Source organism: Acetobacter papayae JCM 25143 (genome assembly GCF_000613285.1).
GTDB lineage: Bacteria > Pseudomonadota > Alphaproteobacteria > Acetobacterales > Acetobacteraceae > Acetobacter > Acetobacter papayae.
The window spans coordinates 61,952-72,813 of record NZ_BAIN01000008.1; the positions used below are offsets into that span (position 1 = coordinate 61,952).

General features: G+C 58.7%; 11 protein-coding genes and 2 pseudogenes. 2 read left to right on the forward strand and 11 right to left on the reverse strand.

The annotated features are described in order from the left end of the window. Nucleotides 1-4: 4 nt before the first annotated feature. Genes JCM25143_RS03770 through JCM25143_RS24670 form a run of 8 tightly spaced genes read right to left on the reverse strand, consistent with a single transcriptional unit; the run spans nt 5 to nt 4,648 of the window. Entirely contained in the window at nt 5-799 is a 795-nt protein-coding gene (locus JCM25143_RS03770; RefSeq protein WP_025860074.1) for a nucleotidyltransferase family protein, read from the reverse strand. Further along, complete coding sequence (locus tag JCM25143_RS03775; protein ID WP_025860075.1) at nt 799-1,578, reverse strand: sterol desaturase family protein; 780 nt, start codon at nt 1,576-1,578, stop codon at nt 799-801. Before JCM25143_RS03775 ends, JCM25143_RS03770 begins: the two co-directional genes overlap by 1 nt. Nucleotides 1,579-1,627: 49 nt before the next feature. Continuing rightward, nucleotides 1,628-1,903, reverse strand: a complete 276-nt coding sequence (locus JCM25143_RS24660) for an LptF/LptG family permease (RefSeq protein WP_035370431.1) — start codon at nt 1,901-1,903, stop codon at nt 1,628-1,630. Further along, nucleotides 1,900-2,418: an LptF/LptG family permease gene (locus JCM25143_RS24665; RefSeq protein ID WP_267879912.1), complete on the reverse strand. Its 519-nt coding sequence runs from the start codon at nt 2,416-2,418 to the stop codon at nt 1,900-1,902. The genes JCM25143_RS24660 and JCM25143_RS24665 overlap by 4 nt, the downstream gene beginning before the upstream one ends. Before the next feature lie 14 nt (nt 2,419-2,432). Further along, complete coding sequence (locus JCM25143_RS23340; RefSeq protein WP_234394931.1) at nt 2,433-2,594, reverse strand: hypothetical protein; 162 nt, start codon at nt 2,592-2,594, stop codon at nt 2,433-2,435. Further along, nucleotides 2,542-3,873, reverse strand: coding sequence for an LptF/LptG family permease (locus JCM25143_RS16635; protein WP_234394932.1), 1,332 nt, complete (start codon nt 3,871-3,873; stop codon nt 2,542-2,544). Before JCM25143_RS16635 ends, JCM25143_RS23340 begins: the two co-directional genes overlap by 53 nt. A gap of 26 nt (nt 3,874-3,899) precedes the next feature. Then, nucleotides 3,900-4,517: a metallophosphoesterase family protein gene (locus JCM25143_RS16640; protein WP_051542844.1), complete on the reverse strand. Its 618-nt coding sequence runs from the start codon at nt 4,515-4,517 to the stop codon at nt 3,900-3,902. A gap of 2 nt (nt 4,518-4,519) precedes the next feature. Beyond that, nucleotides 4,520-4,648, reverse strand: coding sequence for a metallophosphoesterase family protein (locus JCM25143_RS24670; RefSeq protein WP_267879913.1), 129 nt, complete (start codon nt 4,646-4,648; stop codon nt 4,520-4,522). 293 nt (nt 4,649-4,941) lie between these two features. Here JCM25143_RS24670 and JCM25143_RS03795 point away from each other — a divergent pair, with 293 nt between their 5' ends. Continuing rightward, entirely contained in the window at nt 4,942-5,922 is a 981-nt protein-coding gene (locus JCM25143_RS03795; protein WP_025860076.1) for a diacylglycerol/lipid kinase family protein, read from the forward strand. Next, a pseudogene (locus tag JCM25143_RS16645) lies at nt 5,919-6,895 on the forward strand (hypothetical protein). Before JCM25143_RS03795 ends, JCM25143_RS16645 begins: the two are co-directional and overlap by 4 nt. Here JCM25143_RS16645 and spt read toward each other — a convergent pair. From spt to JCM25143_RS03815, 3 genes and pseudogenes are all read right to left on the reverse strand, one after another. Beyond that, a pseudogene (gene spt / locus JCM25143_RS16650) lies at nt 6,896-8,106 on the reverse strand (serine palmitoyltransferase). A gap of 6 nt (nt 8,107-8,112) precedes the next feature. After that, nucleotides 8,113-8,364, reverse strand: a complete 252-nt coding sequence (locus JCM25143_RS03810; RefSeq protein ID WP_025860077.1) for an acyl carrier protein — start codon at nt 8,362-8,364, stop codon at nt 8,113-8,115. A 146-nt stretch (nt 8,365-8,510) separates the two neighbouring features. After that, on the reverse strand, nt 8,511-10,277 hold the full coding sequence (locus tag JCM25143_RS03815; RefSeq protein ID WP_025860078.1) for a fatty acyl-AMP ligase: 1,767 nt from the start codon (nt 10,275-10,277) through the stop codon (nt 8,511-8,513). Nucleotides 10,278-10,862: the final 585 nt, after the last annotated feature.

A 10,862-nucleotide genomic window follows, 5' to 3' on the forward strand; every position in this document is an offset into this window, starting at 1 on the left:
TCCCTCAGATATGTATGGGGGGCAGGGCGGCTGCGAGTTGCTCGGCCACCACGACGTCATCTGGCTTATCCACATCCACAGCGGCGCGTCCATCTGACAGGGGAACCAGTTCAGCCTGAGCCCCAGTTAGTTTTACAATGCGCCGGTACAGCGCAGCACGCGTCAGGCGGCCAGTCAGGGCGCGAAGCAGGACAAGCGGTCCAAGGGCAAGCGCGACGCGAAGCGGGTTTTTGCGGTTCTGTTCTACACGCTGCCACAGATCAGCCACTCTGGCCGAAACGGCGCTTTTGAACAGGAACATGTTACACCCGGAAAAGGTCATGTCCGCCAGCCGGATATAAGTGCGGCGCGTGTTTGGCACGGCGCGCTGCACGGCGTCCTGCGTGGCGACACAGGCCGCCATGTCGCTTTGCGGCTGAATGGCGGAGAGAAATTCTTCCACCCATGCGGCCTGTAGTAGGGCGTTATCGGCCGTAGTAACCAGCAGTGGTGTGCCAAAGCGCGCAAGCCCAGCCAGCACGCTGGCGCTGGGGCCACCCGGCTGTGCGGGAAGTAGCAGGATATCGGGTGGTAGTTTGTCAGCCAGCACATGCGGAGAGTCCACACACACGGCTATACGCGAGATGGCGGGCACGTCCCGTAGGGCTGCGATTACCCTCAGTACCATTGGCACTCCGCCAATGGGCAGAAGTGCCTTGTGCGAAACACCGGCCATTTGTGCCAGCGGATCAGGCCGTCCGGGCCGCGTACCCGCCAGCACAAGAGCGGTGACGGGGGCGCTGGCCGTGGATGCGCTCATTACGCGCGCTTGCTCTCGGGGCGGGCGCCATCGGGCCGGTCACGCGGGGGGGCACCCGTAAGGTGCATGACCCACGGATACAGGGCGGCCTGTTTCAGGTCGTAACCAAGATTGAACACGGTCGGGCTGCGGGGGCGGGCCTTGGCATCAAGGTAGTAGGAGCCGAACATGCGGTCGACCACAAAGCTGGTGATGCCGAAATTGCCGTCTTCATCATGGAAGTGATGCAGAACGTGGCGGGCTTTCATACGCTGGATCCAGGCTGAACGGGGTTTGTAGTTCAGGTGCTGGATGCAGTGAAAGAATTCGTAAATACAAGTGATCGTAATGCCCGTGCCAACAGCCGTTGCAGAGGCCCCGATTCCGCCAATCAGGTAACCGATTGGTGCGGTAATGAGGATGATCGTGGGCAGGGTGGTGACCGGCGCGCCAAAGAGCACATCAAGCAGGTGGGGGTCCTGATGGTGGTCGAAATGGATGCGTTTCCACAGGCTGGCGGTCCAGCGGTTCTTGTAGAGCAGGTGGCCGTGCAGCACGTAGCGGTGCAGCAGGTACCATGCCAGAGGATAAACGGCTACGACCGCCAGAATGGCGATCAGCGTCGGAGCCCAGCCCGCAAAGTATCGCGCGGCGGTGCCGAAACTTACGATAATGAGAGCGAAATACAGCAGAATCGTGGGGTAAGTCAGATAGGCTACCCAGAGCTGCCGCAGGTTCATCTTGCCAAGATCGAAGCTGCGCCCCGTCTTGAGTGATGGGTTATTGAGTGTCTCGCTCATAGTGTTTCGTTCCTCAGGAGCGCGCTCAGCGCGCCCAGCGTGAAGATGATCAGTCCCGGCAGTACGGCATGAGTGGAGGCAGGAGCCCCGCATTGCCCATGGCGCGAAACAGTCCCTGTGTGACGATGAACAGAAGGCCGCTGCCCAGACACCATACAGGCAACCAGCTTCGACTGCCTGTCCGTGGAGGGATATAGAGTACCGGCATGGCAATCAACAATAGCACAAGAAGTGAAATGGGGCGCATCAGCCGTTCCAGCAACCCCGCCTTGAGGTAAGCGGGGGTGTCGTTCGAGGGAACATGGCCTAACAGGCGCTCGATCATGAGGCGCGTGGAAATGGGTGCCTGTCGGCGGCCAGCCGGATGATCTCTGCCGGAGGCAGGTTCATGGCCCACGGTACGCTGGCCTGAGTGGGCTGCGCTTGTGCGACGAGGTTGTGCACGGAAAGCCCGCTGACATCATGCAGAATCCAGCCTCCCGCAGGGGTATGGCTGGCCTGAGCCGCATGAAGAGTGCCGGTAAGCCTGCCTTCCATATCACGAGTGTAGATGTCCACTTCTCCCAGACGTGCGCCACCATCGGCCGCATAGCCAACATGAACGATCCGGCTGGTGTCGCGGAACCAGAAAGCGTGGCCGTTTTCAGGGGTGGGGTCCGTGCGGTTCCACCATATGGCCAGAGCCAGCTCCGAACGGGGGGCGATCTGGTCATCAATTATGACCCCCATGAAACCCAGAACGAGCGTGATGGGGGCCAGTTTCAGGTAAAAACCCAGTGTAGAAAGCCCCGCCGCGCGTAAAATGGCGGTTTCGCTTGCAAGGGTCATCTGCGTGAGCATGACCAGCGAGCCGATCAGCACGGCAAAGGCAGAGTGTTGGACAGCAGGAAGGGAAGGCGCAGGCCAACATAAAGCATCAACCCCTGCACACCCAGATGGCGCTGCAGGATTGGGGTTGTCTGCTCAAGCAGGGCCAGAACTTCGAGCAACCCTACCAGCACGGAGCAGCAGATCATGACCCGCACGAACAGCGTGACGGAGAGATACCGGAGCAGGATGTATCGGGGCGCGCGGGGTGTGAGAGACATGGCAGACGAGAGGTGGCTGGCCATCAGGCGTTGCCCGTTGGGGTTTGTCTGGTGTGCAGGCGGTTTCCCAGCTTGGCGCGCAGCAGAGAAAACACGCCAGAGCGATAGAGTAGGGGCACGACACAGAGTGCCATGAAAACAAAGGCCGCCAACCAGATGGAGAGTACGGAGCGCTGCCGGTCGCGGCCATGCTGTGCGCCATCTGCATCAGGTGATCAAACCCGACCATGATGATGAATGCAGCGGGCAGCCCAATGACATCGCGCTGTCGTTTGCGGGTAATGGCAAGCGCTGTTGCCAGAAGGGGAATGAACGGCACTGTCAGGCAGCGCGCCAGCCGGAAATGCAGTTCGGAAAGCAGGTGCAGGCGTGAAATGGTTGTTGTGTCGTTGGTGACAAGTCTTGCGACAAGCTCTGGTGATGTGAGCTCCCGCTCATCCTCACCGCGTTGGCGGAATGGCACAACCTGCGCCGCATGGGCGAGGTAACGGGTCGAATGATCGAAAAGGGCCACGGTTGGTGGGTCGTCGGCGCTTGTCGTCAGGATCATGCCGTCTTCCAGCTCGATTTCGACGGCGTTGCCGTCATCTGCGATACGGATATGGCCGCGTCGCGCTGTAATGTCATGTTCCTCGCCGTCTTTGATGTCGCGGATAAAGACATGATAAAGTTCTGAACCGCTCTGCGTTACCTTGTCGGCTGTGAATGTCATGGCGGGCGAGGGAGAGGCGAACAGGCGTGACTGCATGCGCGGTGTCCAGCCCGCATGGCTGGCGAAGTAAAAAGCCGAGCGGAAGTCATAGCGCGCATGGGGCTGGATAAAGCCGTAGAGCAGGAAAGACAGCGCGCCCAGAAAAGCGCCAAGCTGAAGGTAAGGGCGGATCATACGCAGCAGGGAACGCCCGCTGCTGTTGACCACGTCTATTTCCTCGTTCTGGCTCATACGGCGGATAATGGAAAAAACCGACACGCACAGAGCGGCGGGTAGAGCTTGCCCAAGGTAATGGGGCAGCAGGGTCGCCAGCAGACCAATGAAGGTAACCAGATGGCTGTTGCCCGTGGTCAGCAGGTTGAACAGCACCAGCAGGCGCTCAAGCAACAGGGCAGACATGACCACCGATAGAGCGACCAGAAAAGGCGGCATCAACTGTGCCAGCAGGTAGCGATCCAGCGTGCCGGGGCGCAGCCAGAGAATAACGCGCTGCATGAGCGGGAATCTGGGGGGGGAAGGTGTCATGCGTTTGGTAAAGGCATAGGGCGGCTCAGTGTATAATGCTGCGGCGTGCTGGCGCACATGGTTTCTGTGGGGGTGAGAAAGCGCCTTTGCACCGTTATTTTCCAGCCCGTTGGCACCTGCTCAATACCAATATGGTTCCACCCTGCGGCACTTTCATCATGCCCCGGCGCATGCGAGGCGGAAGATGAACTGATCACGGGAATATCCGTTCCGGCAATATGGGTGGTCGTGGCGCGGTGCGAATGACCATGCAGGACAAGCTCCGCCCCTTCACGGCGCAGAACCTCTTCAAGAGCTTGAAGGTCTTCAAGCCGTTTACGCCACACAACCAGATTACGTGCCGGAGGGTGGTGCAGCAGCACAACGCGGCACAGGCCTTTTGAGCGGGCATCTCGCAGGCAGGCGGCCAGTTGATCGAGCTGGGCTCTGCCGATAGCCCCGGTTGCGTGAAACGGCAGGGAAGGGCGCGCGGTATTGACGCCAATCAGCATGATATTTGCGGCCCTCAGGCATGATAGCCGCGGATACTGGGCTATAGGGTGCAGCCATGGTGCCCACAGGGCGCATTTTTTTGCATGTTTCTCGCGCACGAGGGTTTCGTGGTTGCCCGGCACGATCAGGTGGGGGGAAGATTCTGCTCATCCAGCCATCGCCGTGCATGCTGGAATTCCACCAAAGCTCCCAAGTTGGTCAGATCGCCCGTTATCGCCAGCAGATTCGGGTGGGTGGAGAGCGCATCGCTCATGACACGGTTCAACCAGCAGAGCTGATGTATGTGCTGTCTACGGGTCAGCCATGACAACAGACCCAATATACGTTTGAGCCGTATTTCCCGAATCTGCAGCCTGCCAGTTATGGGAAGATGCAGGTCTGACAGGTGGGCGATCCAGACGCAGGCCAAAACAGTCACGTCTCCCGTAAATGGTTGTCGCAAGAGGGTGCGACATGTGACAATTGTATGATGTAGCAGTATATCACCGAGGTAGGGTTGGGGCAAAAAGCCCTGACAGACAAGGTCAGTACAACAAGAGAGTTCGGGTGCAGAATTGTTTCGCCCTCATTTATAACCCGCAGAGCCGCAGAAATATCGAAGCGGACCCGCAATATCTGGAACAGGCCCGCGCCTTGACGCATGGGCGTGTCTACGCGCCACAGTCCCTTGATGAGCTGAGACTGCTTATTGAACGCATGGCGGCCAACCCGGTTACCTGTCTGGTGATCGATGGGGGGGATGGCACGGTCGGCACGGTATTGAGCGCTCTCTATGCCTCGTCCTGGCCACGGGCATCGTGGCCAGTTATTGCGGTTCTGGCCTCGGGCAATACCAACCTGATCGCGGCGGATGTCGGGTTTGGGCAACGTGGGGTTGAGGCCCTGCATGCCCTGCGCGACAGGGTGCAGGCGGGCCTTACCTCTACGGCGCTGACATGGCGCAGGCCGCTGGTGGTGACACGGGCAGGCCATGAAGGGCGTGATGTTCTTGGCTTTTTCGGCGGAATAGGCGCTTTTGCCCGTGGGGTCGATATTGCGCACCATCCGGGTATTCTGAGAAATATCGCACATGATATGGCGGTTGTGCTGACGCTGATGCTGTCTCTGAGCAAGCTGTTTTCGCCTCGGCAGAGAAAACGTTGGCTTGATGGCGTGCCGTGCGGACTTGTCCGTGATGGCACGCCGGATTCATTTGAACGCCATTTTGTTCTGTTGTGCACCGGTTTGCAGCGCCTACCCCACGGCGCATGGCCTTTCTGGACGGAGCCGAGCACATCCGATGAGGGCATGGCCTATCTGGATGTGGCCGCAAGGCCCAGAAGGCTCCTGATGGCGATATGGCATCTGCTGCGCGGGCGCGCACCGTCATGGATGCGTCGCTCTCCGCAATATCGCAGCGGGATGGCGGAAAGCCTGCATCTTAAAATGAAGCACGCCTTTGTGCTGGATGGCGAGATACTCGAACCGGGGACGGATGGCTGCCTGACCATTACCGCCGGGCCACAAATCAGCTTTTTGTGCCAATGAGCCGTAGGGCAGTCAGGCATCCCGTTCAGGCCTGTCAGGCACGGACAACCCTCGGCACATTGCTGGCCCATGAACTCGCCACCCCTGTAGAGGATCTTGTGCGGCATTTTGTCGTTCAGATGCTGGGGGATACCCAACCGTTAGGCGTGCTGTTTTACGGATCGGGTCTGCGGGGTGGGGTGGGTGAAGACACCCTGCTGGATTTTTATATTATTGTAGAACGTCAGGCAGACTGGCCCCGCTCCTTTCTTGCACGGCAATGCAATGCCATTCTGCCGCCGAACGTCGAATATCACGAGCAGAGCGTAAACGGTCAGGGAATGCGGGCCAAAGTCGCTATTCTGACACTGGCGCAGTTCAGAAAACTGACAGGCTTTGCGACATATGACACCACTCTGTGGGCGCGGTTTTCCCAGCCTTCACGTCTGGTCTGGTCAAGGGACATTCAGGCAGCGGGGCGTATTGGTGCCTGCATCATGCAGGCGCACGTAACGGCTGCGCGCTGGGCTGCCCTTCTGGGGCCGGAGCAGGGAGCACCTGCTGCATTCTGGGAAGGGCTATACGCCAACACCTATGCGGCTGAGCTCAGAGTGGAAAAAAATGGCCGTTCAGGCAGTATTGTAGAAGCGTGGCCTCATCGGTATGAAGCGCTGCTTCAGCCTGCTGGGCTCTGGCTGGCATAGAGGTTACGAAAACGGGCGAGAAACTACGCCCTGTCCTGCCGAACCATGAAAGAGAGGCCGGGAAACGGGCGTGGGCTGTGCGGGTTACGCTGGGGCGTCCGCTCAATATCCTGCGCCTTGCCAAAGCCGCATTTACGTTTGCCGGAGGGGCGCGCTACGCCGCATGGAAAATTCGCAGGCATAGTGGGATCAGCATCGAGGTCTCCCCCTTTGCTGAAAAACACCCATTACTGGCCGCGCCCCCTGTGCTGTTCAGGCTCTGGCGACGCGGCCTTTTCCGGCTGCGCTGATCAGGCCGCGGCGGATAGCGGAACGCTACAATCCTCAGCGGCCTGCCTGAATATTTCAAGTGCCTGATCGATTTGGGCAGCCGTATGCGTGGCCATAACCGAGCAGCGCAGAAGCGGACGCGAATCAGGCGTTGCAGGGGGCAGGCTGAGATTGACGTATACACCAAGCTCCAGCAGGCGGTTCCACATGGGAATGGCCTGTTCCACCGTTTCCAGCGTTACGGCAATAACCGGGCTGACCCGCTGGCTGGCATTCAGGCCAAGCTGCACAAAGCCCGCATGCAGACGGGCTGCATTGTCCATCAACTGGGTCCGCAGCTCAGGGTGTTCCTGCATTTCTTCCAGTGCCGCGGCCGTTGCAGCAATGACTTCCGGCGGCAGTGATGCGGTAAACATGTAGGGGCGGCAGTTCAGGCGCACCAGTTCCAGTTCCGGGTGGTCGGATACACAGTAGCCACCAACCGTGCCAAGCTTTTGGAGAAGGTGCCAACAATGAAGTCAACATCAGCTTCCACACCGTCCGCTTCGGCGCTGCCCCGGCCATGTTCGCCCAGCACGCCGAAGGAATGCGCTTCGTCCACCAGAAGGTAGGCACCGGTTTCTTTCTTGACCGCAGCAAATTCCGCAACAGGGGCCACATTCCCGGTCATGGAGTAGATACCCTCAACCACCACCAATTTGGCTGCGTCAGGCGCATCCAGCCGTTTGATACGCTTGTACAGATCATCAGGGTCGTTATGGCGGAACCGGATAACCTGTGCGGCACTCAGGCGGCTGCCATCGTAAATGCTGGCATGGCTGTCAGCATCCAGAAGCAGATAGTCGTCTTTACCGGCCAGGGCGGAAATCATGCCCAGATTTGCCTGATAGCCGGTAGAAAAGACCATGGCGTCACGACGGCGGAAAAAATCGGCAATTTTGCGTTCAAGCTGGCGGTGCAGCGACTGCGTGCCATTGGCAATGCGCGAACCGGTGGTGCCAACACCAAAGACTTCTGCCGCAGCCTGCGCCGCCTTGATGGCGCGCTCGGACTGGCTCAGGCCCAGATAGTTATTGGTTCCGAAAAGAAGGGTTTCCCGACCTTCAATAACCCCTACGGTCGATGAAAGAGGCTTTTCAATCACCACAGCAAAGGGGTTGCGGCCACCGGCTGCCACCACCGCGCCGAGTGAGCCTGCAAGGCCTTCATATTTGGAAAACAGCGATGCCATTCAGGCTTACCCCTTGCTCTTCAGATCAACGACGCAGGCAGCCAGATCGTTGATCGTACGGATATCCGCCAGCTTGTCGAGCGGAACGGAGACATCCAAGCTATCTTCCACTTCCATGACAAAGTTCATGACGGCAAGGGAATCAAACGCAAGATCTTCCATGATCTTGCAGTCGCCATTGATGTCACGAGGCACTTTCGGGTTGGAAAGCAGCTTCTGGATGATCAGCGCGGAAACGCCTTCAACGGTCTCGCTCATGTCAGATCCTTTGTCCTTTTCAGGCAATCAGTACAACCGGGATTGCGCCCGCTGTGCCGCCTTATGCGAGAAAAAAGCGGGCTTGGCCAGTGCCAGCCCGCAAACATGCCATTGCCGCTCCCGCATAAGCCGGAGCGGCAATGGGGTCAGGCCATTTCGGGCTGAGGTTCAAACGCACCATTCAGATACATGGTGCGGGCCTTGGCACGGGTCAGCTTGCCAGACGATGTCTGGGGCAGGGTGCGCGGCGGCACCAGAACCACCGATACATCGACACCATGCAGGCGCCGGAACAGGCTGGAGGCTTCGCTACGCAGGCCTTCGCGTGTATCGGGGTCGGAGGCGCGGCACTGAATCAGGGCCACGATTTCTTCATGGTCGCCCTTTTCGAGCGAAAACACCGCTACATCACGGCTACGCAGAGCCGAAAGATGCGTCTCGGCCGACCATTCCAGATCCTGCGGCCAGATATTGCGACCGTTGATGATGATCAGATCCTTGGCGCGGCCAGTCACCACAATCTGCCCGTTGAGCATGTATCCAAGGTCGCCGGTGTTCAGCCAGCCATCGCGGTCCACAACCTTGCGGGTTTCCTCTTCCATACGGAAGTAACCGCTCATAAGGCTTGGGCCACGCACATAGATGGTGCCAACTTCCCGATCCGCCAGCACGCGTCCGTTGGGGCCGCGCACTTCCATCTGATGGCCAGGCAGAACCTGACCACAGACAACAAACGTACGGGCCGGGGTGTCGCTATCGACTGGCGGGCGGGCCACCCCGTCATTTTCAAGCCGGGGCAGGTCAACTGTGTCGGTCTTGATGCCCGAACCCAGCGGCACAAAGCTGATAGCCAGCGTTGCTTCCGCCATGCCGTAGCTGGCCACAAAGGCTTCAGCCCGGAAACCGGCGGTGGCAAAGCGGTCAGCAAATTCCTGCAGGATATGGGGGCGGATCATATCACCACCAATCCCGGCCACCCGCCAGCAGGAGAGGTCAAGATCTTCAGCCGCGGGGCGACGGGCGCACAGCTCATACCCAAAAGAGGGGCTGTAAGCGATAGTGCCCCGGTTGCGGCTGATCAGGTCAAGCCACACATGCGGACGCCGGGCAAATTCACGCGTGGGCAGCAGGTCGACCGTCAACTGGCACGTCATGGGCGTCAGGAAGAAGCCGACAAGGCCCATGTCATGATACAGCGGCAACCATGATACGCAGCGATCGCCGGTTTCATGAACGCGCAGGCCATCATGCGCAATCGCGGCAACATTGGCCATGCCGGACTGCTGGGTGACGCATACCCCCATGGGGAAGCGCGTACTGCCCGAAGAAAACTGCAGGTAAGACAGAGCCTCCGGCTTGATTTCAGGCAAGGGCATATCCGGCACAATGCGTTCCATCAGTTCCGCAGGGGAACCAGCAAACACAAGGCCAAGGCCACTGACGATCTCGTCCGTCCAGCCCTCAATGATATTGGGAATAATGACCGCGCTGGCCTGAGCGCTACGGATCATGCCGCGCAGCGTGCTCAGATATGCTTCTTTCCCACCAAAGGCGACAGGCAGGGGCAGAGGGGCGGTTACAAGCCCGGCATACTGGCAACCAAAGAAAATGCGGGCGAAATCACCATCGCTTTCCGCCACAATGGCCACCCGGTCTCCCGGTTGCAGGCCCATGCCAAGAAGGCGCAGGCCGGTTTCAATCGCCTGCTGTCGCAGCGTGCTGTAGGGCAGGGCTTCCAGAAGCTCGCCCTTGCCGGAATAGATGTTAAATCCGGCAGTGCCTTGTGCGGCATAGTCCAGTGCAGCAGGGAAAGTCGCGAAGTCTCCGTAACGGCGCGGCTGTCCAGACGCTGTAGGCACTGGTTTGAGCGCCACGTTCGACGTGTGCATGGAAACAGGATTCATCGTGTTCATCAGCAGGCCATTCGAAGATAATCAGTAAGCGCGCTGGTAAGCCAACGCGGTATCAGCCCACCTTCGCATCAGGCGTGGGCGTGAGGCGTATATAGTCTTTTTGAAGATTTATGAAAGTGTCATACCGCCATAAGGGGGCTGCGCGACGCTTGGGTGTGTGTCGAGAGGGAGGATTGGGGGAGGGAGCATATAAAGAGGGAAAGCAGGGGAACCTCTGTGTGCCCTATGCGTCCATTTACCAGAACTTCGTTTAGAAACCGGCTCTTCCGATATCAGAGGCGTGTGTCAGAGCGTGGCTTATATAGGGTCAAATCGGCTGTTTATCGGCCTCATTGACTTGAAACGTAGCGAAATAATTGTTGTTACCCGTCATGCGGGCGAGGTCGCCCTTCTTATGGGGCAATCAATCGTTTCCAATGAAGCGCCGAATCTTAACAGGCTGCACCCTCTGGCTGGCTATGACTGTCATAGGGTGTTCGGGCTATCATCTTCTAACCGCATTATAATGTAAGGATATCCCGGGGGAGGTCCCTTCGTTCTAGCCGGAATGAGGGTGGTGTAAAAAAAATGAAAAAAATGCGTGTG

Excerpts from the sequence above, each read along its gene's own strand:
- JCM25143_RS24660 (WP_035370431.1), bottom strand. The coding sequence starts at position 1,903 with ATGATCGAGCGCCTGTTAGGCCATGTTCCCTCGAACGACACCCCCGCT.
- JCM25143_RS23340 (WP_234394931.1), bottom strand. The coding sequence starts at position 2,594 with ATGATCTGCTGCTCCGTGCTGGTAGGGTTGCTCGAAGTTCTGGCCCTG.
- JCM25143_RS03770 (WP_025860074.1), bottom strand. The coding sequence starts at position 799 with ATGAGCGCATCCACGGCCAGCGCCCCCGTCACCGCTCTTGTGCTGGCG.
- JCM25143_RS16635 (WP_234394932.1), bottom strand. The coding sequence starts at position 3,873 with ATGCAGCGCGTTATTCTCTGGCTGCGCCCCGGCACGCTGGATCGCTAC.
- JCM25143_RS03810 (WP_025860077.1), bottom strand. The coding sequence starts at position 8,364 with ATGAGCGAGACCGTTGAAGGCGTTTCCGCGCTGATCATCCAGAAGCTG.
- JCM25143_RS03775 (WP_025860075.1), bottom strand. The coding sequence starts at position 1,578 with ATGAGCGAGACACTCAATAACCCATCACTCAAGACGGGGCGCAGCTTC.
- JCM25143_RS03815 (WP_025860078.1), bottom strand. The coding sequence starts at position 10,277 with ATGAACACGATGAATCCTGTTTCCATGCACACGTCGAACGTGGCGCTC.
- JCM25143_RS24670 (WP_267879913.1), bottom strand. The coding sequence starts at position 4,648 with ATGAGCGATGCGCTCTCCACCCACCCGAATCTGCTGGCGATAACGGGC.
- JCM25143_RS24665 (WP_267879912.1), bottom strand. The coding sequence starts at position 2,418 with ATGCTCACGCAGATGACCCTTGCAAGCGAAACCGCCATTTTACGCGCG.